Annotated in this window: 22 protein-coding genes; 11 read left to right on the forward strand and 11 right to left on the reverse strand. The window is 72.0% G+C overall.

Features of this window, described 5'->3' with window-relative positions:
- Nucleotides 1-109 precede the first annotated feature (109 nt).
- The 6 genes from AC061S_RS41905 (at nucleotide 110) to AC061S_RS41930 (ending at nucleotide 4,567) form a co-directional block, all read left to right on the forward strand.
- A complete protein-coding gene (locus AC061S_RS41905; protein WP_053702279.1) occupies nucleotides 110-307 on the forward strand; it encodes a plasmid mobilization protein in 198 nt (65 codons plus the stop codon).
- Complete coding sequence (locus tag AC061S_RS41910) at nucleotides 304-675, forward strand: type II toxin-antitoxin system death-on-curing family toxin (protein WP_478691123.1); 372 nt, start codon at nucleotides 304-306, stop codon at nucleotides 673-675. Before AC061S_RS41905 ends, AC061S_RS41910 begins: the two co-directional genes overlap by 4 nt.
- Nucleotides 676-685: 10 nt before the next feature.
- On the forward strand, nucleotides 686-862 hold the full coding sequence (locus AC061S_RS41915) for a hypothetical protein (RefSeq protein ID WP_478691124.1): 177 nt from the start codon (nucleotides 686-688) through the stop codon (nucleotides 860-862).
- On the forward strand, nucleotides 859-2,643 hold the full coding sequence (locus AC061S_RS41920) for a DEAD/DEAH box helicase (RefSeq protein ID WP_478691125.1): 1,785 nt from the start codon (nucleotides 859-861) through the stop codon (nucleotides 2,641-2,643). The genes AC061S_RS41915 and AC061S_RS41920 overlap by 4 nt, the downstream gene beginning before the upstream one ends.
- Nucleotides 2,644-3,036: 393 nt before the next feature.
- A complete protein-coding gene (locus AC061S_RS41925; protein WP_054222485.1) occupies nucleotides 3,037-3,678 on the forward strand; it encodes an IclR family transcriptional regulator in 642 nt (213 codons plus the stop codon).
- Nucleotides 3,679-3,769: 91 nt separating this feature from the next.
- Entirely contained in the window at nucleotides 3,770-4,567 is a 798-nt protein-coding gene (locus tag AC061S_RS41930) for a S16 family serine protease (RefSeq protein WP_478691126.1), read from the forward strand.
- Here the strand turns inward: AC061S_RS41930 and AC061S_RS41935 are convergent.
- From AC061S_RS41935 to AC061S_RS41970, 8 genes are all read right to left on the reverse strand, one after another.
- Nucleotides 4,497-5,795 (reverse strand): MFS transporter, encoded by a 1,299-nt coding sequence (locus AC061S_RS41935; protein ID WP_478691127.1) that lies wholly within the window; start codon nucleotides 5,793-5,795, stop codon nucleotides 4,497-4,499. The two genes, AC061S_RS41930 and AC061S_RS41935, sit on opposite strands and share 71 nt — an antisense overlap.
- The gene (locus AC061S_RS41940; protein WP_478691128.1) at nucleotides 5,792-6,046 is read right to left on the reverse strand and encodes a hypothetical protein; all 255 of its coding nucleotides are present in this window, start codon (nucleotides 6,044-6,046) and stop codon (nucleotides 5,792-5,794) included. Before AC061S_RS41940 ends, AC061S_RS41935 begins: the two co-directional genes overlap by 4 nt.
- 51 nt (nucleotides 6,047-6,097) lie before the next feature.
- The gene (locus tag AC061S_RS41945) at nucleotides 6,098-6,682 is read right to left on the reverse strand and encodes an ArsR/SmtB family transcription factor (protein WP_478691129.1); all 585 of its coding nucleotides are present in this window, start codon (nucleotides 6,680-6,682) and stop codon (nucleotides 6,098-6,100) included.
- A 77-nt stretch (nucleotides 6,683-6,759) separates the two neighbouring features.
- Nucleotides 6,760-7,755 (reverse strand): glycine betaine ABC transporter substrate-binding protein, encoded by a 996-nt coding sequence (locus tag AC061S_RS41950; protein WP_478691130.1) that lies wholly within the window; start codon nucleotides 7,753-7,755, stop codon nucleotides 6,760-6,762.
- Nucleotides 7,756-8,622 carry an ABC transporter permease gene (locus AC061S_RS41955; protein WP_478691131.1) on the reverse strand — a complete coding sequence of 289 codons (867 nt, stop codon included), beginning with the start codon at nucleotides 8,620-8,622 and terminating at the stop codon, nucleotides 7,756-7,758.
- On the reverse strand, nucleotides 8,619-9,830 hold the full coding sequence (locus AC061S_RS41960) for a betaine/proline/choline family ABC transporter ATP-binding protein (RefSeq protein WP_478691140.1): 1,212 nt from the start codon (nucleotides 9,828-9,830) through the stop codon (nucleotides 8,619-8,621). Before AC061S_RS41960 ends, AC061S_RS41955 begins: the two co-directional genes overlap by 4 nt.
- Before the next feature lie 91 nt (nucleotides 9,831-9,921).
- Nucleotides 9,922-10,569 carry an ABC transporter permease gene (locus AC061S_RS41965; protein WP_478691132.1) on the reverse strand — a complete coding sequence of 216 codons (648 nt, stop codon included), beginning with the start codon at nucleotides 10,567-10,569 and terminating at the stop codon, nucleotides 9,922-9,924.
- A gap of 40 nt (nucleotides 10,570-10,609) precedes the next feature.
- Nucleotides 10,610-11,080 (reverse strand): Lrp/AsnC family transcriptional regulator, encoded by a 471-nt coding sequence (locus tag AC061S_RS41970; RefSeq protein WP_112448141.1) that lies wholly within the window; start codon nucleotides 11,078-11,080, stop codon nucleotides 10,610-10,612.
- A 133-nt stretch (nucleotides 11,081-11,213) separates the two neighbouring features.
- On the opposite strand from AC061S_RS41970, the gene hppD reads away from it, so the two are divergent.
- Nucleotides 11,214-12,365, forward strand: a complete 1,152-nt coding sequence (hppD, locus tag AC061S_RS41975; RefSeq protein ID WP_478691133.1) for a 4-hydroxyphenylpyruvate dioxygenase — start codon at nucleotides 11,214-11,216, stop codon at nucleotides 12,363-12,365.
- 223 nt (nucleotides 12,366-12,588) lie between these two features.
- Here the strand turns inward: hppD and AC061S_RS41980 are convergent, their stop codons facing one another.
- Nucleotides 12,589-14,094 (reverse strand): tetratricopeptide repeat protein, encoded by a 1,506-nt coding sequence (locus AC061S_RS41980; RefSeq protein ID WP_478691134.1) that lies wholly within the window; start codon nucleotides 14,092-14,094, stop codon nucleotides 12,589-12,591.
- Nucleotides 14,095-14,190: 96 nt separating this feature from the next.
- Between AC061S_RS41980 and AC061S_RS41985 the strand changes: the two genes are divergently transcribed.
- Nucleotides 14,191-15,702 carry an FAD-binding oxidoreductase gene (locus AC061S_RS41985; protein ID WP_478691135.1) on the forward strand — a complete coding sequence of 504 codons (1,512 nt, stop codon included), beginning with the start codon at nucleotides 14,191-14,193 and terminating at the stop codon, nucleotides 15,700-15,702.
- A 1-nt stretch (nucleotide 15,703) separates the two neighbouring features.
- Here the strand turns inward: AC061S_RS41985 and AC061S_RS41990 are convergent, their stop codons facing one another.
- A complete protein-coding gene (locus AC061S_RS41990) occupies nucleotides 15,704-16,183 on the reverse strand; it encodes an SsgA family sporulation/cell division regulator (RefSeq protein WP_266908420.1) in 480 nt (159 codons plus the stop codon).
- Nucleotides 16,184-16,527: 344 nt separating this feature from the next.
- Between AC061S_RS41990 and AC061S_RS41995 the strand changes: the two genes are divergently transcribed.
- The 3 genes from AC061S_RS41995 to AC061S_RS42005 all read left to right on the forward strand — a co-directional run bounded on the left by AC061S_RS41995 (nucleotide 16,528) and on the right by AC061S_RS42005 (nucleotide 20,947).
- The gene (locus AC061S_RS41995; protein WP_478691136.1) at nucleotides 16,528-18,501 is read left to right on the forward strand and encodes a zinc ribbon domain-containing protein; all 1,974 of its coding nucleotides are present in this window, start codon (nucleotides 16,528-16,530) and stop codon (nucleotides 18,499-18,501) included.
- 99 nt (nucleotides 18,502-18,600) lie between these two features.
- Nucleotides 18,601-20,103, forward strand: coding sequence for an RDD family protein (locus AC061S_RS42000; protein ID WP_478691137.1), 1,503 nt, complete (start codon nucleotides 18,601-18,603; stop codon nucleotides 20,101-20,103).
- Between the two features lie 103 nt (nucleotides 20,104-20,206).
- Entirely contained in the window at nucleotides 20,207-20,947 is a 741-nt protein-coding gene (locus AC061S_RS42005) for an RDD family protein (protein WP_478691138.1), read from the forward strand.
- Nucleotides 20,948-21,085: 138 nt separating this feature from the next.
- Here the strand turns inward: AC061S_RS42005 and AC061S_RS42010 are convergent, their stop codons facing one another.
- Nucleotides 21,086-21,394, reverse strand: a complete 309-nt coding sequence (locus tag AC061S_RS42010; protein ID WP_478691139.1) for a hypothetical protein — start codon at nucleotides 21,392-21,394, stop codon at nucleotides 21,086-21,088.
- Between the last annotated feature and the right edge of the window lie 191 nt (nucleotides 21,395-21,585).

The following is a 21,585-nucleotide window of genomic DNA, read 5'->3' on the forward strand; positions in this document are numbered from 1 at the left end:
GCGGCCTGGTGTCGCCGGGGCGGCCAATGGGGCGGCCGCCCATTGCGGCGGGGGCGGGGGCGGGGAAAAGGGGCTGACACCGGATGGTACCGCGCGGTACCATCGGGTCATGGCTGGTCTCAACGTCAGGTTCACCGAAGAAGAGCTGGATGCCCTGCGCGAGCGCGCCGAGGCGGAGGGCCGCAGCATGCAGTCCTTCGCGCACGAGGCGGTGATCAGGGCCATAAACGAACATTCCCGGCTGTTCAACGAGGCGGCCGAGCACGTCCTGAAGGTCAGCGGTGAGCTGAACCGGAGGCTTGCGTGACCCACTACCTGACCCTGCCCGAGGTGCTGAACCTCGCGGAGCGGCTCGGGACCAGTGAGGTGCGCGACTACGGACTGCTCGATTCGGCGCTCGCGCGCCCACAGTCGAGCGTGTTCGGTCAGGACGCCTATCCGGACATCTGGGAGAAGGCCGCGGCCCTGATGGAATCGCTGGCCCGCAACCACAGCCTGGTGGACGGCAACAAGCGCATCGCCTGGTACGCGACCTGGGTCTTCCTCCACATGAACGGCCACCCGCTGGACGCCGGCTTCGACGTCGACGAGGCCGAACGCTTCGTGCTGGACGTGTGCCAGGGCGCCCTGGACGTCCCCAAGATCGCAGCCCAACTGCCGAGGTTCGCGCGCTGACCCGGCGAATGTGACGCTCGCCGCACGCGCCGAGGTCACGGGCCTGTCCCTCCGCGAGGGGCGGGCCCGGGCCGGTAAGGTGGCCCGGTTGTCCTACGTACGACTGCCCGTACCGCTGGCCGTACCGATGCCCGGATTGCACGCCCGGAACGGATACGCCGCCGAGAGCCCGAACCGGAGACCGTGACTACTACCGCCTCCCACCACCTCTCACCCGCCTTCCCCGGCCGCGCGCCGTGGGGTACCGCCAGCGCCCTGCGAGCTTGGCAGCAGGGTGCGCTGGACCGGTACCTGGAGACCCAGCCGCGCGACTTCCTCGCCGTCGCGACGCCCGGCGCCGGCAAGACTACCTTCGCGCTGACGCTCGCGTCCTGGCTGCTGCACCACCACGTGGTGCAGCAGGTGACCGTCGTCGCGCCGACCGAGCACCTGAAGAAGCAGTGGGCGGAAGCGGCCGCGCGGATAGGGATCCGGCTGGACCCGGAGTACTCCGCCGGCCCGCTCAGCAAGGACTACCACGGGGTCGCCGTCACGTACGCGGGTGTGGGCGTGCGCCCGATGCTGCACCGCAACCGCTGTGAGCAGCGCAAGACCCTGGTGATTCTGGACGAGATCCACCACGCCGGTGACTCGAAGTCCTGGGGCGAGGCCTGCCTGGAGGCGTTCGACCCGGCGACCCGGCGGCTCGCCCTGACCGGCACGCCCTTCCGGTCCGACACCAATCCCATTCCTTTCGTGGCCTATGAGGAAGGGAACGACGGAATTCGGCGGTCCTCCGCCGATTACACGTACGGCTACGGGAACGCCTTGGGCGATGGGGTCGTGCGGCCCGTCATTTTCCTCTCCTACAGCGGCAACATGCGCTGGCGCACCAAGGCGGGCGACGAGATCGCCGCACGCCTCGGCGAGCCGATGACCAAGGACGCCATCTCGCAGGCCTGGCGTACGGCGCTCGACGCGCGCGGCGACTGGATGCCGAACGTGCTGCGCGCCGCCGACCAGCGGCTGACCGAGGTCAGGAAGGGCATCCCGGACGCGGGCGGGCTGGTCATCGCCGCCGACCAGGACTCCGCGCGCGCGTACGCCAAGCTGATCAAGGAGATCACGGGGAGCAAGGCCACCGTCGTGCTGTCCGACGACACCGGGGCCTCGAAGCGGATCGACGAGTTCGCCGCGAGCAACGACCGCTGGATGGTCGCCGTCCGCATGGTGTCCGAGGGCGTCGACGTACCGCGCCTCGCCGTCGGCGTGTACGCCACCACCATCTCGACCCCGCTGTTCTTCGCGCAGGCCGTCGGCCGCTTCGTGCGTTCGCGCCGGCGCGGCGAGACGGCGTCGGTGTTCCTGCCGACCATCCCCTACCTGCTCGGCTTCGCCAACGAGATGGAAGTCGAGCGCGACCACGTCCTCGACAAGCCGAAGAAGCAGGGCGAGGAAGACCCGTACGCCGACTCCGAGAAGGAGATGGAGGAGGCGAACAAGCAGGAAGACGAGGACACCGGCGACGAGGAGCAGATGTCCTTCGAGGCGCTGGAGTCCGACGCCGTCTTCGACCGGGTGCTCTACGACGGCGCCGAGTTCGGCATGCAGGCCCACCCGGGGAGCGAAGAGGAGCAGGACTACCTCGGCATCCCCGGCCTGCTGGAGCCCGACCAGGTGCAGATGCTGCTCCAGAAGCGGCAGTCGCGGCAGATCGCGCACAGCAAGCGCAAGCCGGACTCGGAGGCGGACCTGCTGGAGCTGCCGGCCGACCGGCGGCCGGTGGTCTCGCACAAGGAGCTGCTGGAGCTGAGGAAGTCGCTGAACACGATGGTGGGTGCCTACGTCCACCAGAGCGGCAAACCGCACGGGGTGCTCCACACCGAACTGCGCCGCGTGTGCGGCGGACCGCCGAGCGCGGAAGCCACGGCGGGACAGCTGCGCGAGCGGATCAAGAAGGTCCAGGAGTGGGCCACCCGCATGCGGTGATTTCCTACGGAATGCGGCGCGGGGGGTGGGGGGAGATTCGTACGGTCCCCGCCCGCCCGGGCCGCCGTAGCGGCGCTGCCGCACCCGTGGTGGGAGGCACTGCGGGGCAGGCCGGGGCGTGAGTCGCCGTCAGGGGCCGAAGGTCACGAATTGACAGCGATGCGCGTTTTCAACCGGCATAAAACGGCAGTAGGCGCCCGGATTCTGGACGAGCCCTTCCGCTGAGCGAACCTGCTCGCTACTGTCCCCGCATCGAACGCCCCGTGGCAGCGCCGCCGCGGGAGCGCAGCCGGTGCCATGGCCGCTACCGGCGGCCTCTCCGTGCGTCGCCGAGGGACCGGCGGCGCTATCCCCAGAGAGTCACCGCCGCCCACCGAAAGAGGGAGAGGCGTCGTGACCGCGGAAACCTCCCAGACTCTCGACCGAGGACTCCGAGTTCTCAAACTGCTCGCCGACACCGACCACGGTCTGACCGTCACCGAGCTCTCCAACCGCCTCGGTGTGAACCGCACCGTGGTCTACCGCCTCCTGGCCACCCTCGAACAGCACGCCCTGGTCCGCCGCGACCTCGGCGGCCGCGCCCGCGTCGGGCTCGGAGTGCTGCGCCTGGGCCGCCAGGTGCACCCGCTCGTGCGCGAGGCGGCGCTGCCCGCGCTGCGCTCGCTCGCCGAGGACATAGGCGCCACCGCGCACCTGACCCTCGTGGACGGGACCGAGGCGCTCGCCGTGGCGGTCGTCGAGCCGACCTGGACCGACTACCACGTGGCCTACCGGCCCGGCTTCCGCCATCCGCTGGACCGCGGGGCAGCCGGCCGGGCCATCCTGGCCGCCCGCCAGGGCACGCTCATCGAGCCCGGGTACACGCTCACCCACGGGGAGCTCGAAGCGGGCGCCAGCGGGGCCGCGGCACCTCTCGTGGGCATCACCGGACTGGAGGGCAGCGTGGGCGTCGTCATGCTGGCCGACGCCGTGCCCGAGCGGGTCGGCCCGCGCGTGGTGGACGCCGCCCGCGAGGTGGCCGACGCCCTGCGCTGAGCCGCCGAGCACCTGTGGACACCGAGCCGCGCCCCCGACCGACGGGGGCGCGGCTCGACCCGTTCGGGGGCACCCGCGCTAGATTGACCCGGTGCTCTCTCGCCTCACACGCCTGCCGCGTCCCGCCGCCCTGGCCGTCTGCGCCGTGCCCGTGCTCGCGCTGTTCGCCGTCGCGGCCCTCGCACCGCTGCCCTTCGTGATCGCGCAGCCGGGCCTCACGGCCGACGTGCTCGGCTCCCGCGACGGCAAGCAGGTCATCACCATCACCGGGGCACCCACCCGCGAGACCACGGGCCAGCTGCGGATGACCACCATCCAGGCCACCGGCCCCTCCACCTCCGTCACCCTCCCCGAGCTGGTCGGCGACTGGTTCGACACCTCCCGGGCGGTCATGCCCAGGGACTCGGTGTACCGATCGGGCGGAAGCGACAAGGAGATCGAGGAACACAACCTGGAGGAGATGACCAAGTCGCAGTCGACTGCCTCCGCGGCCGCCCTCGGCTTCCTCCACAAGGACCCGAAGGACGTGAAGGTCGAGCTGAACCTCGCCGACGTCGGCGGTCCGAGCGCCGGACTGCTCTTCTCCCTCGGCATCGTCGACAAGCTCGACGGGAACGGCAGCGGCGGCGATCTCACCGGCGGCGGCACCATCGCCGGTACGGGCACCATCACCGCGGCCGGCGAGGTCGGCGCGGTCGGCGGGGTGGCCCTGAAGACCCAGGCCGCGCGGCGCGACGGGGCGAGCGTGTTCCTCGTACCGGCGGCGGAGTGCTCGGACGCCAAGTCCGAACTCCCCGAGGGGCTCCGGCTGGTCCCCGTCACCTCGCTGACGGATGCGGTGAACGCGCTGCGGGCTCTGCAGAAGGGCCAAGCGGCTCCGTCCTGCTGATCCGGGACGCGGCCGCCTCCATGCTCCGCCAGGCCGGGAACACCAGCGGCGAGAGCGTGACGAGGAAGTAGACCCCGCCGAACACCAGCAGCGCCCGCGTCACCCCGAAGCCGTCGACCAGCAGCCCCGCGGCCAGCCCGCCCAGCGGCATCGTCAGCTCGCAGCCGGCCGTGGTCACGCCCATGACCCGGCTGCGCAGGGCGTCGGGCACCTTCTCCAGCGTCACGGTGGTCAGGATCGGGTTGAGCACGCCCGCACCCAGCCCGGACAGCGCCATCGTGACCGCGAGCGGCAGCGGGGTGTCGGTGAAGGCGGCGACCACGTAGCGCGGGGCCCCGCACAGCAGGAACGCCGCGGCGAACACGGCCCTACGGGAGAACCGCTCGCCCCAGGCTCCGTAGAGCAGGGCTCCCAGCAGCGCGAACCCGCCGAAGAGGGCGATCATCAGGCCGAGCGCGGTGGCTCCGCCGAGCGCGTCGCGGCCGTGCACGGGCAGCAGCACCGAGGACCAGCCCTGGTCGAGGCCGTTGGTCATCATCACCATCAGCGTGATGCCCAGCAGCAGCCGGGCCCGGGTCAGGAACCGCCAGCCTTCGGCGAGTTCGGCCCGGTAGCCGGCCAACGACACCTTCCCGGCGGCGCGCTGCGGCTCGGCGGCCGGTATCCCGCGCAGGAACACGGCGACCAGCAGCGCGGAGGCGCCGAAGGTGGCCGCGTCGAGGAGCAGGACCGACTCGGCGCCGATCGTGGCGATCAGTACGCCGGCCAGCGCGGCCCCGATCATGCGGGCTCCGCGCGAGACGGCGTCGTAGAGGCTGGCGGCGCGGGCGACGGTGGTGCCGGCGTGCTCGGCGAGGTGCGGGAGCAGGACGTGGCGCGCGGTCAGTCCGGGGGTGTGTACGAGGCCGCCGACGGCCATCAGCGCGCACAGCATCCAGAACTCCAGCAGCCCGGTGTAGTGCAGCAGCGGTATCGCGCCCACGGACAGCCCGCAGACCAGGTCGGAGACGGCGGAGACCCGGCGGCGGCCGAGCCGGTCGATGACCGGGCCCCCGACGAGGGCGGCCACCGCGACGGGCAGGGTCGCGCAGAAGGCGACGATCCCGGCCCGGCCGGCGCTGCCCGTGGTCTGCAGCACGAACCACGGCACGCCGATGAGGGTCAGCGAACTCCCGGCTATCGAGATGGTGTTGGCGAGGAGGACGGCGACGAAGGGGCGACGGCTCACGCGATGCCGCCGTGCGGGCGGGAGATCCGGGTGTTGCGGGTGATGCGTGCGTGCAGGTGTGCGGGCTGGATCAGGCGGATGCCGAGCGCGATCAGGGTCTCGCCGAGGCGGTTGCGCAGGGCGGGGGCCCGCAGGCGGGGAACGCGGGACGCGTACGGTACGGCCTCCCGTGCGCGGCGCCAGGCGGCGGCCTCGGCGGTGCGAGCGGCGTGGATCTCGGCGTGGTTTTGGGCATGGCTGAAGGCGTGCACGGCAGGACTCCTTCTGCGAAAGGGTGTTGGGGAAGGCGCTGCCCGGTGGAGCTACTTGGTGCGGACCGGGAAGGCGTGCGTCTGGAAACGGACCGTCTCCGTGCCCTCCGAGGGCGGCAGGTCGCGGTAGCTGTTGATCAGGTCGTGGACCTTGAGGACCAGCTCATGGCTCTGTGCCGGGGTCAGCTGGAGCGAGAAGTCGCTGAGCTCGGAGCTCCGACGCCACTCCATGGACCAGGTGTGCGCCTCGCCCAACCAGGCGGACAGCTCCTGCTCGTGGATCTTCACGATCTCGGCAAGGAAGACCTCCGCGGCGCCGCGCGTGGCCGGGTCCGTGTCGTAGACGAGCGCCTCGTCGAAGATCGTGCCGTCCTGGGCGGGCCGCCACCAGCGCTCACGGCCCTTGCCGTGCTCGGGGGCGTCCTCGACGAACCCGTACGCGGCGAGCTGGCGCAGGTGGTAGCTGGTGGCCCCGCTCGATTCTCCGAGCTGCTCCGCGAGTTGCGAGGCGGTGGCCGGCCCGTGCAGGCGCAGGTTGCCCAGCAGGCGGATGCGCAGCGGGTGGGCCAGGCCGCGCAGGGAGTGGGCGTCGAGCTTGCGGAGCTGGGGCTCGGCAGGCTTCTGGTTCTCGGGCATGCCTCAACAGTAGAGTTGCAAAGAAATCTATGCAAGGATTTCTTTGCAACTACTTCTTTGCATCTCTCCTCTCGGCGTCAGCCCTCCTTGATGAACCCCTCCGCCACCAGCCACTCCTTCGCCACGTCGTGCGGGTCCCGCCCGTCCACGTCCACCAGCGCGTTGAGCCGCTGCGCCGTCTCCGTGTTCAGCCGCTTCGACAGGGGGTCCAGGAGGCCGGCGATCTCCGGGTGCTTCTCCAGCGTCTTCGCGTGCAGCTCCGGCGCCGCGTTGTAGTTGGGGAAGAAGTGCCGGTCGTCGGCGAGGGTGTCCAGGTCCATGGCCTTGATCCGGCCGTCCGTGGTGAAGGCCTCGCCCAGCAGGCAGGAATCGGACTTCGAGACCTGCGTGTAGATGATCCCGGCGTCCATCTTCATGACGTTGCCCGCCGGGATCTTCATCCCGTACGCCTTCTCCATCCCCGGCAGCCCGTCCTCCCGGGAGGCGAACTCGTTCTCCACGCAGACCGTCACCGCCTTGGGGTCGCGCTGCGACAGCGCCGCCACGTCCGACAGGGTCTTCAGCCCGTACTTGGCGTTGTTCTTCTTGCTGATGGCGAGCGTGTACGTGTTGTTGAGCGTGGACGGCGGCAGCCATGCCACGCCGTTCTTCACGTCCGCGTCCCGCACCGCCTCCCACTGCGCGTACGGGTCCGCGATCGGCTTGTCGTTGCCGAGGTAGGTGATCCACGCCGTGCCCGTGTACTCGTACATGGCGTCCGCGTCGCCCTGGATGATCGCCTCGCGGGCGCTGATCGACCCGGGCAGGTTGGTGCGGTCCAGCACCTCCGCGCCGGCCGCCTTGAAGATCAGGCCGATCATCTGGCCGAGCACGATGTTCTCGCTGAAGTTCTTCGAGGTGACCGTGAGCGAGGCGCCCTTGAGGGGCTGCCCCTGGCCCACCGAGCCGGGCAGTACGTCGTCCACCATCGGGGAGCCGCTCTTGAGCCCGCAGCCCGCGAGGGGCAGCCCGAGTGCCAGCAGGGCCGCGCAGGCCGCGGCCGTCCGCACGGGGAGGGAGGGGAGCCTGTGCATCTACGCCTCCAGCCCGCGCGGGGTCAGGACCGTCTCGGCCAGGGAGGCCAGCCAGTCCACGAACAGCGCCAGGGCCACCGTCAGCACCGAGCCCAGCACCAGCACCGGCATGCGCTGGGTCTGGATCCCGGAGGTGATCAGGTCGCCGAGGCCCCCGCCGCCCCCGAACGTGGCCAGGGTCGCGGTGCCGACGTTGAGGACGAGGGCCGTCCGTACGCCCGCCAGGATCAGCGGGACCGCCAGGGGCAGTTCCACCTTCATCAGGGTTCCCATGGAGGACATCCCGATCCCGCGCGAGGCCTCCAACAGCTGCGGGTCGATCCCGCGGAGCCCCGCGACGGTGTTGGACAGCACGGGCAGGACGGCGTAGGCGACCATGCCGATGATCGCCGTCGAGGGGCCGATGCCGAGCCAGATGACCAGCAGGGCCAGCAGGCCGATGGCCGGGGTGGCCTGGCCGATGTTGGCCACGGCGGTGACCAGCGGGGCCGCCCGGCGCAGGCCGCGGCGGGTGAGGGCGATGCCGAGCGGGATCGCGATGATCAGCACCCAGAAGGTGGAGATCGCGGTGAGCTGGACGTGCTGCCACAGCCGGAGCTCGACGTTGCCGTCCGCGAGGGAGTTCTCGGCGATGGTGTCGAGGGTGGCGTTGGTGATCCACAGGTAGGTGGCCAGCAGGACCAGCGCCAGCACGATCGGCAGGGTCACCAGCCGGGCCCAGGTGAGGCGGCGCCCGGGGCGCGGCGGCGCGGTGGAGGTCATGACCTCCTCGTCGGGATCCGGCTGCCCCGGGTCGCGGAAGACGTGGCCCTTGAGCTCGTGCTCGCCGGGCGGGCGTTCGGGGGAGACCGGATTCCTCGGGCTCATGAGCCCTCCGTACCGTCCCGGAGCCCCTCCAGGTCCCGCTCGACGCGGTGGTGGCGCAGCTCCTCCAGGTCGTGCGCGTGCTCGGCGGCCGTCAGCCGGTCGGCTTCCAGCATCTCGTGCACGGAGTTCATCAGGGTCTCCATGTCCACGACGCCGATGTACTCGCCGCGCCGCCCGGTGACGGCCACCCGGCCGCCGCTGTCGGTGAGCACGGCCTCCAGGGCGTCGTGCAGGGTCGCGTCCCGGGTCACCGTGTCGTGCACGAGCTGGCCGGCCCGGGCGAGGGAGCCCTTGGCGCGCATCAGGTCGCCGCGGCGCAGCCATTTGTACGGGCGGCCTCGCCGGTCCAGCATCAGCAGTTCGTTGCCCTGGCCGGCGCGCAGGGTGTTGAAGATCTGCTGGAGCGGGTCGTCCACGGACACGGTCGGGAACTCGGCGATCTCCACGTCCCGCACCCGGGTGAGGTTGAGCCGCTTGAGGGCCGCGCCGGCGCCGACGAACCCGGAGACGAAGTCGTCGGCGGGGTTGGTGAGGATCGCCTCGGGGGTGTCGAACTGCGCGATGTGCGAGCGCTCGCGCAGGACGGCGATCCGGTCGCCCAGCTTGATGGCCTCGTCGAAGTCGTGGGTGACGAAGACGATCGTCTTGTGCAGCTCGTGCTGGAGCCGGATCAGCTCGTCCTGCAGGTGGTCGCGGGTGATCGGGTCGACGGCGCCGAAGGGCTCGTCCATCAGCAGGACGGGCGGGTCGGCGGCGAGCGCCCGGGCCACGCCCACGCGCTGCTGCTGGCCGCCGGAGAGCTGGCGCGGGTAGCGGCCGTGGAACTCGCGCGGGTCCAGGCCGACCAGGTCGAGCATCTCCTCCACCCGGTCCTTCACGCGGGACTTGGACCAGCCGGTCATCTTCGGGACCAGGGCGATGTTCTCCGCGACCGTCATGTGCGGGAACAGCCCGGAGGACTGGATCGCGTACCCGATCTTGCGGCGCAGTTTGACCGGGTCCATGTCGGTGACGTCCTCGTCGCCGATGCGGATCCGGCCGGAGGTGGGCTCGATCAGCCGGTTGATCATCTTGAGGGTGGTGGACTTCCCGCAGCCGGAGGGGCCGACGAAGACCACCAGCTCGCCCGCCTTGATCTCCATGGAGACGTCGTCGACGGAGGGGCTGGGGTTGCCGGGGTAGCGCTTGGTGAGGTTCTCCAGCTGGATGGTGGCTCCGGAGGCGGCGGCCGGCTGCGGGCTCGTCGCCGGCTGCGGGCCCTCGGCCGGCTGCGGGCTGGTCGTCGGCGCGGACGTCGGCTCAGACACGGATTCCCCTCGGGATGGTGAGACGGCCGAGCAGCACGTACGCGGCGTCGAAGAGCAGGGCGAGGATGACGACGCCGAGCGTCCCCGCCAGCACCTGGTTGATGGCGTTGGCGCTGCCGAGCGAGGCGATCCCGCGGAAGATCTCGTTGCCCAGGCCCGGCCCGGAGGCGTAGGCGGCGATGGCCGCGATGCCCATCAGCATCTGCGTGGAGACCCGGATGCCGGTCAGGATCGGCGGCCAGGCGAGCGGCAGCTCCACCTTCAGCAGCTGGGCGGTACGGGACATCCCGATGCCCTTGGCGGCGTCGACCAGGGCCGGATCCACCCCGCGCAGGCCCACGATGGAGTTGCGGACGATGGGCAGCAGCCCGTACAGGGTCAGGGCGATCACGGTCGGCGCGACGCCGAGGCCGACGATCGGGATCAGCAGGCCGATCATGGCGAGGGAGGGGATGGTCAGCACCGTGGAGGTGGAGGTGACCGCGAGGTTCCCGGCCCAGCCGCTGCGGTAGGTGAGGACGCCGATGGCGACGCCGAGGGCGGTCGCGATGACCATGCACTGGAAGACGGCGCTGGCGTGCTGGAAGGCGTCGGTGAGCAGCTGCTGGTGGCGGTTGGACAGGTAGGCCCAGAAGCTCACGCCACGTCACCTCGTCCGTCTCGGCCGTCGTTTCCGCGGGTCAGTCGTCCTCGGCCGCCTGTTCGACCAGGGGGATGATCCGCAAGGGTACGGGATTCTCCATGACAATCGCTGTCGAAGCCCGAACAATCCCATCAAACGCGACAACTCGGTCGATCACCCGTTGAAGATCCGCGTTGGACCGGGCCACGAGCCGGCACAGCATGTCCCCGTGCCCTGTGGTCGTGTGCAGTTCCAGCACCTCCGGAACCCCGTCCAAGTGGGCGCGTACGTCCGCCCCTTGCCCCTGCTTGATCTCCAGCGTGGCGAAGGCCGTCACCGGGTACCCCAGGGCCGCCGGATCCACCTGCGGACCGAACCCCCGGATGACTCCGTTCGACTGAAGCCGGTCCAGCCGGGCCTGCGCCGTGCCCCGCGCCACACCGAGCCGGCGCGAGACCTCCAGGACCCCGATCCGGGGCTCGCGGGCGAGCAGGACGATGAGCCGGCCGTCGAGTTCGTCGATTCCCATGGGTGCCTCCGGGGCGGTCGGTCGGTGGTCATAGTGCACAGATATCCCAGACATGGTGGGCTGAAGCTGGGCAGTTTGTACATGAGAAATGGAAACTATTGCGCAGCTTGTGGAACGGCGGGACTCTGCGGTCATGACTGAGACCCAGCCGCTCGACACCGCACCGCGCACCGCCGCCAAGGCCGATCCCTTCCCCGTCAAGGGCATGGACGCGGTCGTCTTCGCCGTAGGCAACGCCAAGCAGGCCGCGCACTACTACTCGACCGCCTTCGGCATGAAGCTCGTCGCCTACTCCGGACCGGAGAACGGCACGCGCGAGACGGCCAGCTACGTCCTGACCAACGGCGCCGCGCGGTTCGTCCTCACCTCCGTCATCAAGGCCACCACCGACCGCGGCCGGTTCCTCGCCGAGCACGTCGCCGACCACGGCGACGGCGTCGTCGACCTGGCGATCGAGGTCCCCGACGTGAAGGCGGCCTACGCCTACGCCGTCGAGCACGGCGCGCGCGGCCTGGACGAGCCGTACGAGCTCACCGACGAGCACGGCACGGTGCGGCTGGCGGCGATCGCCACCTACGGCCAGACCCGCCACACCCTGGTCGAGCGCGGCGACTACACCGGTCCCTACCTGCCCGGCTTCGTCTCCGTCGCCCCGATGGTCGAGCCCCCGGCCAAGCGCACCTTCCAGGCCATCGACCACTGCGTGGGCAACGTCGAGCTCGGCCGGATGAACGAGTGGGTGGCGTTCTACAACAAGGTCATGGGCTTCACGAACATGAAGGAGTTCGTGGGCGACGACATCGCGACCGAGTACTCGGCGCTGATGTCGAAGGTCGTCGCGGACGGCACCCTGAAGGTGAAGTTCCCGATCAACGAGCCGGCGATCGCGAAGAAGAAGTCGCAGATCGACGAGTACCTGGAGTTCTACGGCGGCGCCGGCGTCCAGCACATCGCGCTCGCTACGAACGACATCGTCCGCACGGTACGGGCGATGCGGGCGGCCGGCGTGACCTTCCTGGACACCCCGGACTCGTACTACGACACGCTCGGCGAGTGGGCCGGCGAGACCCGGGTGCCGGTCGAGACCCTGCGCGAGCTGAAGATCCTCGTCGACCGCGACGAGGACGGCTACCTGCTGCAGATCTTCACCAAGCCGGTCCAGGACCGCCCGACGGTCTTCTTCGAGATGATCGAGCGGCACGGGTCGATGGGCTTCGGCAAGGGCAACTTCAAGGCCCTGTTCGAGGCGATCGAGCGGGAGCAGGAGAAGCGGGGCAATCTGTAGATTGCGGAGTTCGGGCTCCCGGCCCGGCGGAGCCGGGGTTCCTGGGGCGCCGCCCAGACCCCGCGCCTCAAACGCCGGCGAGGCTGGATTGAGCCGGCGTCGGCCCGCACGCGAACGCCGGCGGGGCTGGATGGCGCGCAGCGCCATTTCAGCCCCGCCGGCGTTTGAGGCGCGGGTCCGGGCGGCGCCCGGGAAGCCCCGCGCGGCGGATTGCCCCGCCCGCTCAGCGACCCGACGGGCTCGGCTTCGGCTTCGGCTTGGGGGCCGGCTTCGCCTTCGGGAGTTCCGGGGCCACCCACGGGGTGGTGGGCCGCATGTTCTCCGGGCCGCCCGCCGGGGGCTTGCCGATCGTGGCCAGGGCCTCCTTCGCCAGCGGCGCCCGCACCGGCGAGAACCGCGGGTTGGTCCGCAGCGCCTCCTCCAGGTGCCGCCGCGCCCCGGCCACGTCGCCCAGGCCCCGCTCGATCACCGCCCGGTGGTACGAGAAGTCCGCGATCCGCAGCCCCTGCTCCGTGGCCTTCTTCGCGTACTCCAGCGCCCCCGCGTCGTCACCCGTCTTGTGCAGCGCCCAGCCCAGCGCGTCCGCCACGTGCACGCTCTTGTGCCGGGCCCACTCCGCCGTGAGGCGCCGTACGGCCGCCGTCGGGTCGCCGTGGTCCGCCTCGAACCGGCCCAGGAGCAGCTCCTCGCTCACCCCGCTCCGGGCGGCCTGCGCCGCGAGCCCGTCGTACACCGCCTTCGCCTCGTCGCCCCGCCCCAGCGACTCCAGCAGCTCGCCCAGCTCCAGCGACAGCGAGGGCACCGTCGCCCGGCCCAGCGCCAGCCGGTAGTCCCGTACCGCCTCCCCGCCCCGCCCCAGCGCCGCCAGCACCCGCGCCCGGCCGCCCAGCGCCTGCGCCTGCGCCGGATCGGTGCGCAGCGCGGCCTCGTATTGCTTCAGCGCCTCCGCGTCGTCGCCGCGCTCCCACGCCAGCTCCCCGAGCCGGAACAGCACGTACGCCTTCTCCGCCGGGGCCTGCGCCGCGCCCCCCGCGTGCTCCATGGACATGGCCGCGTCCTCGCGCCAGCCCCGGTCCCGGTACACCTGCGAGGCCTTCATGAAGGCCGCCAGCCCCGGCCGCAGGTCCACCAGGCGCTCCATCGCCTTCTCCGCGGCCTTGTAGTCCCCGAGACCGCCGTACGCGTCCACGAGCACCGGGTACGCCGTCCACCGCTTCGGCGCCTGCGCCCGTACGAGCTCGCCCCACTTCTTCCCGGTCCCGAAGTCCCGCCGGGCGTTGGCCAGGGTGCCCATGCCCGTCATCGCGTCGAAGTTGCCCTTCTCCGCCGGGCGCAGCTCCAGCGAGCGCTTCAGCGCGCCCTCCGCCTTCGGGTACCAGCCGGGATCGGCCGTCCGCCGGGCCTGCTCCAGGTACGCCGATCCGAGCACCGCCCACGAGGCCTCGTCGTCCGGGTGCCCCGCGACCCACTTCTCCCGGTCGGCGACCAGCGCCGACAGGTCCATGGCCGCCGCCGGCGCACCCATCCCGACCGCCGCGCGGGCCCGCTCGCTGGGCCCCGGCGGGCGCGCGTCGTCGCCCGTGCGGGCCGGCCGGATCAGCAGGGCCCCGGCGATCAGGAGCACCAGGGCCGCCGCCGCCACGAGCGTCTTGCGGCCGGTGAAGGTCACGGGCGGGGCAGCCTGCTGCTGCCTCTCCTGGGAGACGGATGCGTCGCGCATAGGGTCCATGGGGCCACTGTGCGTCAATATGAAGAGCTCGCCGAGGTGTCCGAAGAAGGTCGCGGGCGTGTTCACACCGATGGCCCCGACTGTCACGCTGGCACCATGGCTGACGAAGTTGACGACGTTTCCGCCCCGGACCGGACCCCGGACCGGACCCCGGACCGGACCCCGGACCGGACCCCGGACCGGACCCCGGACCGGACCCCGGACCGGACCCCCGGCAGCGCCCCGCAGGGCGCCCCGCTCGCCCCGCGGCTCCACGCGCTGCTCCTGGAAGGCCTCCCGGCCGAGGCCCTGCTGACGGACCCGCAGGTGACCGCCTCCTACGCCACCGACATGGCGAGCTTCTGCGCCGCCGGCACCCCGGCCGCGGTGGTCCTGCCCCGGACCGTCGAACAGGTCCAGCACGTCCTGCGCACCGCCCACGCGCTCCGCGTCCCCGTGGTCCCCCAGGGCGCCCGCACGGGCCTGTCGGGCGCGGCCAACGCCTCCGACGGCTGCATCGTGCTGTCCCTCGTGAAGATGGACCGGATCCTGGAGATCGACACCGTCGACCGGATCGCCGTCGTCGAACCGGGCGTCGTCAACGCCGTCCTCTCGCACGCCGTCGCCGAGCGCGGCCTGCACTACCCGCCGGACCCCTCCAGCTGGGAGCAGTGCACCATCGGCGGGAACATCGGCACCGCCGCCGGCGGTCTGTGCTGCGTCAAGTACGGGGTCACCGCCGAGTACGTCCTCGGCCTCGACGTGGTCCTCGCCGACGGCAGGCTCCTGCACACCGGCCGGCGCACCGCCAAGGGCGTCGCGGGGTACGACCTCACCCGCCTGTTCGTCGGCTCCGAAGGCAGCCTCGGGGTCGTCGTCCGGGCCGTCCTCGCCCTGCGCCCGGCCCCGCCCCGCCAGCTCGCGCTCGCCGCCGAGTTCCCCTCCGCCGCGGCCGCCTGCGCGGCCGTGTGCGCCGTCATGGAGGCCGGTCTGACGCCCTCGCTGCTGGAGCTGATGGACCGTACGACCGTCCGCGCCGTCAACGCGCTGGGCAAGATGGGCCTGCCCGACACCACCGAGGCCCTGCTGCTCGCCGCCTTCGACACCCCGCACGCGCCCGAGGACCTGGCCGCCGTGGGGGAGCTGTGCACCGCCGCCGGGGCGAGCGCCGTCGTACCGGCCGAGGATGCGGCCGAGTCCGAACTGCTCCTCCAGGCCCGCCGGATGGCGCTGCCCGCGCTGGAAGCCCTGCGGCCCGCGACGATGATCGACGACGTGTGCGTACCGCGCACCCGGCTCGCCGAGATGCTGGACGGCACCGCCGCCATCGCCCGTACGCACGACCTGCTCATCGGGGTCTGCGCGCACGCCGGCGACGGGAACACCCACCCCATCGTCTGCTTCGACCCCGCCGACGAGGACGAGACCCGGCGGGCCCGCGCGTCCTTCGAGGAGATCATGGCGCTGGGGCTCGAACTGGGCGGGACCATCACGGGAGAGCACGGGGTCGGCGTCCTGAAGAAGGAGTGGCTCGCCCGCGAACTCGGCCCGGTCGGCCTGGAGATGCAGCGCGCCGTCAAGCACGCCTTCGACCCGGAGGGACTGCTCAACCCGGGCAAGCTGTTCTGAGTCACAGCTCCCCGTCCGCCGACTCGTCCGAAGGCCACGGGTCGCGCATCCACAGCTCGTCGGCCGGCGTCGGGGCGAGCAGCTCGGCCAGCGCCGCGTCCAGGCCGAGCCGGTCGGCCTCGGTGCCGGGCGGCACGATCCGCAGGGTCCGCTCCAGCCAGGCCGACACCGATACGGCGGGGGCCTCCAGCAGGGCGTCGCCGTCGGGGGAGCTGAGCGCCATGCACAGGACGGCCTGCTGGCCGACCTTCGTGGGCCAGATCCGCACGTCGCCGTGGCCGCACGGGCGGAACACCCCCTCGACCAGCAGCTCCCGGGCGAAGGTCCAGTTGACCGGGGTGCTGGAGCCGGTGTGGAAGGTGATGTGCACGGCGTACGGGTCGTCCGTCAGGTACAGCAGGCGGGCGGGGACGGGGACGCTGCGCTCGGGGGACAGGACCAGCTTCAGTTCCAGCTCGCGCTCGACGACGGGGTGCTGCATGGCGGCCTCACTTCGGGTCGGGGTACGTGTTCGGGTGGTGCGCGGGGCCGGAGTACCGGCCCACACCCGGAGAGAGCGCCGAAGTGCCGGGGTATGACGCGGCTTCGTGAGGTAATTCGCGGATTGGCAGAAATCTGTCGGCTGACCGGAATCATGCGCAGGGGACCGTGCTCGCTCGAAGGCTCACTTACAGCCTTGGGCATGCCGGAGCCGCTCAAGTTGGGCTCGGGTCTCGGTGTCCGTCTTGAACGGGTGCCGGATAGGGGTTCGTGGATCGAAGGGGTGACCTTTTGCGCGGAGTGTCGTTGATCGGATGACAGCACCAGTGGCGGAGGAGGCGGGCGTTGAGTCGGAAGGTGCCGCTCGCCGAGGGGCAAACCAATCGGACGGCTTGTGCCCGCGGTCTGCTGCGGACGGGTCTGGATGAGAAGACGGGCGAACTCCTGTCTGCTGCTGTGCTGTCCGATCGGGTCGGCTGGTGTGCTGCTCTGGTGGCCGCCATGGTCGCCGAGCTGATGGCTGAGCACTGGAACGCCGCCGATGTGGACGTGCTTGCCTCCGGGGAGGATGGCGGGGGCAGGAAACTGCCGTCGAACGCATGGATGGCGTTGCGTCGCCTGGGCTGGACCGTCGCGCCGCCCGAGGGTGTTCGCGTCAACGACCGGATCGTCCGGATGGCGCAAGAGGCGGCCGGGCGGACGTTGCGGTCGGTGAAGTGGCGGGCCGATCTGACCGCCGGGGTCCTCGCGTCCTGGCCGGCCGATCCGGCCAAGCGCACGCCCGAGGAGTGGGACCAAATCCGCGAAGCCGTCCCTGGCGGGCAGTTCCTGCCGTCCAGCGTGATCAAATCCCGCACGTGGCAAGCCGCTGCCTTCGAGCGCAACCACGGCCGTCTCCCGGTCAATGTGTTCGAGCTGGAAGCCGCGCCTCAAGTTGCCCGGATGATGCTGTTGTCGGCGTGCGATGGACAGCAGGTCACCATCGAACGGGCGGATGCGCCAGGTCGGGCTCTGCTGCGCTTGCAGCTTCCCACCCGGCCCGACCCGCAGTCGTACCGGGACTGGACTTGGGTGGCCTGCCCGATCGTGCTGCCGCCCATGATTCCGGCGGGTGCGGTGCTGCATGTGCCCACCCTGCGCATCCGCCAGGGTCGTGTTCGCCTCGATCTTGCTTACAGCCATGGCGTTCCCAAGGCGCGGTCGGCCGGACATACGGTCGCTTTGGGTGTGGACTGGGGCCTGAACACCCTGCTGTCCGCCGGGGCTGTCAGGCTCCATGACGACGGGGCGATCACCTCCCTTGGGAGTGGGGGGATGTTCCGCGCTGCCGGGGTTTTGGCCAAGCAGCATCGGTTGCGGCGCCTCTCCGAGCATCTGCGCGCCAAGACCGACCAGTACGAGCGGCTCACCAACGCCGACACCGGACATCCCCTGGCACCCAGGCATGCCGCGCTGACCGAGGAGACGCAGCGCGTCAGCGCCCGCCGGTCGAACCTCAACGAGGCGCTCACCCGCGCTGCCGCACGCTGGGCTGTGGACCAGGCCATCGCCGCCGGAGCCACGGTGATCCATGTCGAGGATCTCCGTTCGATGGAGGCAGGCGGGATGGGCCGCACGATGAACGCCCGACTCTCGCAGGCGGTCCGGGGGCGGATCGTTGACCGGATGCGGCACCTCGCCGCCGAGAGCGGCATCGCCGTCGTCACCGTGCCCGCGAAGAACACCTCGAAGCACTGCCCGCGCTGTCTTCTCCCGCTGCGGCACCGCAAAGCCCCGGACCGGCCCACCACATCAGGCTGGAAATGGGCGATCTGCCCGTCCTGTGGATATCAGAGTGACCGCGACCACGGCGCTTGGCAGCGTATCGCCGCACGCGGCCTCACCCACCAGACCAAGACCGTCACCGACCGCACCACAGGTGCCATGGCCATCCGCACGGTCGTGGACACACTCGAAACCCGCGCCGTGATCACACCCACGGCCAAGACCAGCCGGAAGGACCGGTCTAAGACCGGCCCCACCCGGCCACGAACCACACGCCCCGCGCCCAGGCGACGCAGGGCACCCTCCCCCATCAGCCCCCAAAGGCCGGCGGGCAAGCGTCCGGAGGGACACGCACCAACGGGCCGGATCCGGCTGCCCCGCGCAGCCCACCGGAACCAGGGCGTGACGACGATCAGCACACCCGCCACTGGCCGGCACCGGCCACGAGGAGCAGCACTGGGCGCGGGCTTCCACCTGCACGCCCACGCCAGCCCTCCACGGTGGGAACTCATCCCCGAACCGGGCGCTCAGTCCGGCTCAGGATCACTCAGCTGATCAGAGACGCTTGTGCAGGGGTGGAACCGTAGCCAAGATCCCGGAACCGGCAGGTCGGTATCGGGAGAATCCATCAAGCCACGATCGGAGTTGGGGACATTGACGGCCTCCCCTGGTGACGGCGAGCACGCGGCCCGCGAGGGTTACTACCCCGATCCGTCCATCCCCGGGTACGTCAGGTTCTGGAACGGCCTGAACTGGGTTCCCGGTACGAGCCGCCCCGCGGCCCCTGCCGACGAGACGGGTCCCGTGTTCCTCGACCAGACCGGCGTGAGCGAGGCGCTGCGCGAGCCGGAACGCTGGCCGCGGCCCGAGCCGGAACCGGCTCCCCGCCCGGCCCCCGACGCCTGGCCGGAGCCAGCCGCCTCCGGGTCGGAGACCTCCTCGCGCCCGCAGTCGGGGCCCTGGCCGGAGCCTGCGGCTTCCCGGTCGGAGCCCGCTTCCAGGTCTGAGGTCGAAGCCTGGGCGGAGTCCGTTTCCCGGTCGGAGGTCGAGTCCTGGCCGGAGCCCGCCGCTTCCCCGGCGGAGTCCGGGCCGTGGGCGGAGTCCGGTGCCGAGCCCGGGGGATGGCAGGCCGACCCGCTCCACCAGGCCGGGTTCGGGGGGCCGCGCGACCACCGGGTGTCCTGGGGCCACGAGGCGGCCGCAGCAGCCCGCCCCGCCGGGATCTCCCTGGCCCGCACGCCGGTCCCGGCCCCCGCTCCCCGCCCGGCGCAGGCGCAGGCGCAGGCCGAGGCCCCGGGGGCGCAGGCCCCGCCCCGGCACTCGGCCCCGGCCCCCGTGTCGGCCGCCCTGCCCGGGCAGGCGTCCGGCTCCGCAGCCCCGGGCGGCCTCGGCATCCTGTCGGCACCCTCCCCGGTCGGCGCGGCCGCAGCCGCGGCTGCGGCCGCGGCACATGCCGCCGCTCAGGCACCCGTGTGGCCCCCCGCCCCGGCTTCGCCGGGCCCGGACGCGGAGCCGGTGGGGCGCACACCCTCCGCGGAGCGCCCCGCCCCTGCCCCCGCCCCGGCCCCGGCCCCGGCCCGGACCGTCCCGGCGGAGCCCGCCCGGCGCGTGGCCCCCGTAGAGCCCCCGACCCGCGCGGAGCGACCCGCGGGGACCGGCCGCGCGGTGTTCGAGCGGATGGCGGAGCGTGCCGTGCGCCCCGCCGGGCTCGTGCGCCGCGCGACGGCCCGGCTGCTGGACTCCCTCGTGTACGCCGCCGTCGCGACCGGGGTCGCGCTGCCCCTCGTGCCCGGGGCGACCGCGCACCTCCAGGCCAAGGTGGACGCCGCCCGCGCGGGCGGCCGGACCACCACCGTGTGGCTGCTCGACGGGACCATCGCGGGCTCGCTGGGCCTCGTACTCGGCGCCGTCCTCCTCTTCGGCGTCCTCTACGAAGCCCTGCCCACCGCCCGTTGGGGCCGCACCCCCGGCAAGAAGCTGCTCGGCGTACGGGTCCTGGCCACCGCCACGCTGCGCCCGCCCCGCTTCGGCGCTGCGCTGCGCCGCTGGCTCGTGTACGCCCTCCTGGGCCTCCCGGGGGCGCTGTGGGCCCTCGCGGACCGCCCGCGTCGCCGGACCCTCCACGACCGCGCCGCACGCACGTACGTGGCCCGCTAGTGCTGTGACCGCACTAGGGCCTGGGCGGGCCCTCGTGCCCCCGCGTCCCCCGAATGGACGCCTTCCCGTTGCGGGCCGCTCCGGGCCGGGTTCGACTCGGGCCATGAGCACCGACCAGCCGCCGCCGGGCCCGCCGCCCGAGGACGACCCGTTCCTCAAGAAGCCCCAGGAACCGACGCCTCCGCCGTCGGGTGGTTCGCCGTACGGCTCACCGCCCGCAGGCGCCGGCGGCGCCTTCCCGCCGCCCCCGCCCGGAGGAGGCGGCTATCCGCCCCCGCCGCCCCCGTACAACGGAGGCGCGGGCGGTGGCGACCCGTACGGCGGTGGTGGTGGCGGCTACGGCATGCCCGACCCGCTCGCCGGGATGCCGCCGCTCGCCGACTTCGGCAAGCGGCTGGCCGCCCGCGTCATCGACCTGCTGATCATCGCCGTCCCGCTGTTCGTCATCCAGCTCCTCGCCGGTGACCGCAACCGCTACACGGTCGAGACGAACAAGGGCGAGGACGTCACCGAGGTCATCACCAAGTCGTACAGCGGCAGCGGTCTGGTCATGACGCTGATCTCGATCGTCGCCTACGTGGGCTACGACTGGTGGTTCGTCAAGAAGAACGGCCAGACCCTCGGCAAGAAGTGGATGGGCCTGCGCGTCGCGATGCTCAACGACGGCAGCGTCCCGCAGTCCAACGCAGCCCTCTCCCGTGCCGCCGTGCTCTGGCTGCCGACGCTGATCTGCTGCTTCTGCCTGTGGCCGATCGCGCTCGTCATCTCGATGCTCGTCGACAAGCCCTACAAGCAGGGTCTGCACGACAAGGTGGCCAAGACCGTGGTGGTCCAAGCCACCTAGCCACCTAGCGGTACCCGGCCTGGTGCGCGGGCGGTCTCCCCACGGGGGAGGCCGCCCGCGCCGCGCTGTGCGCGGTGCGGGGCCGGTGGTGCCGGGCTCGTGGTGCCCGGTCGGTCGTGTCCGGTCGGTCGGGCCCGGTCAGTGGTGCACGGGGTGTTCGACCGGGGCCGGCGCAGACGCCGGGGCGGCCGCCGCCACGTCCCGCGGCACGGTGTCGGGACCCCCCGGGTACACGGGGGCGGTCCTCGTACGGCTCGCCGCGTGCCGCCCGCGCCGGCGCGGGAGCGGGACGGTGAGCGCGACGAGGAGCCCGAGGGCGAGGGCGGCGGCGGCGATGACCGCGACGCCGAGTCCCGTACTCGTCTGCGAGAGCAGCAGCATGGCGATCGTCGACACGATGACGGTGGCGGACCCGTAGGCGAGCTGTGCGGCAGTCGGACGCGGCATGGCGATATCCGTCCTCGAAGCGGGAGGGGGAGTCGGCTCGGCCAGGTCGGGCGCCGAGTGACTCTACGACGGTGGATGCCCGAGCGGAACTGTCGGTAAGCGCGACCTCACCGATGCGACGGGAAGCAGCGGAGCACGGGGGGCGCACGGGGAGCACCCCTGGGGTGCGGGGGCGGGGCGGGGCGGGTGGG

Source organism: Streptomyces sp. CA189 (assembly GCF_056428985.1).

What these genes read in the sequence shown, in the direction of transcription:
- AC061S_RS42010 (WP_478691139.1), bottom strand. Translation starts at nt 21,394, where the DNA reads ATGCCGCGTCCGACTGCCGCACAGCTCGCCTACGGGTCCGCCACCGTC.
- AC061S_RS41985 (WP_478691135.1), top strand. Translation starts at nt 14,191, where the DNA reads ATGGCTGACGAAGTTGACGACGTTTCCGCCCCGGACCGGACCCCGGAC.
- AC061S_RS41990 (WP_266908420.1), bottom strand. Translation starts at nt 16,183, where the DNA reads ATGCAGCACCCCGTCGTCGAGCGCGAGCTGGAACTGAAGCTGGTCCTG.
- AC061S_RS41980 (WP_478691134.1), bottom strand. Translation starts at nt 14,094, where the DNA reads ATGGACCCTATGCGCGACGCATCCGTCTCCCAGGAGAGGCAGCAGCAG.
- hppD (WP_478691133.1), top strand. Translation starts at nt 11,214, where the DNA reads ATGACTGAGACCCAGCCGCTCGACACCGCACCGCGCACCGCCGCCAAG.
- AC061S_RS41905 (WP_053702279.1), top strand. Translation starts at nt 110, where the DNA reads ATGGCTGGTCTCAACGTCAGGTTCACCGAAGAAGAGCTGGATGCCCTG.
- AC061S_RS41955 (WP_478691131.1), bottom strand. Translation starts at nt 8,622, where the DNA reads ATGAGCCCGAGGAATCCGGTCTCCCCCGAACGCCCGCCCGGCGAGCAC.
- AC061S_RS41970 (WP_112448141.1), bottom strand. Translation starts at nt 11,080, where the DNA reads ATGGGAATCGACGAACTCGACGGCCGGCTCATCGTCCTGCTCGCCCGC.
- AC061S_RS41950 (WP_478691130.1), bottom strand. Translation starts at nt 7,755, where the DNA reads ATGCACAGGCTCCCCTCCCTCCCCGTGCGGACGGCCGCGGCCTGCGCG.
- AC061S_RS42005 (WP_478691138.1), top strand. Translation starts at nt 20,207, where the DNA reads ATGAGCACCGACCAGCCGCCGCCGGGCCCGCCGCCCGAGGACGACCCG.
- AC061S_RS41945 (WP_478691129.1), bottom strand. Translation starts at nt 6,682, where the DNA reads ATGCCCGAGAACCAGAAGCCTGCCGAGCCCCAGCTCCGCAAGCTCGAC.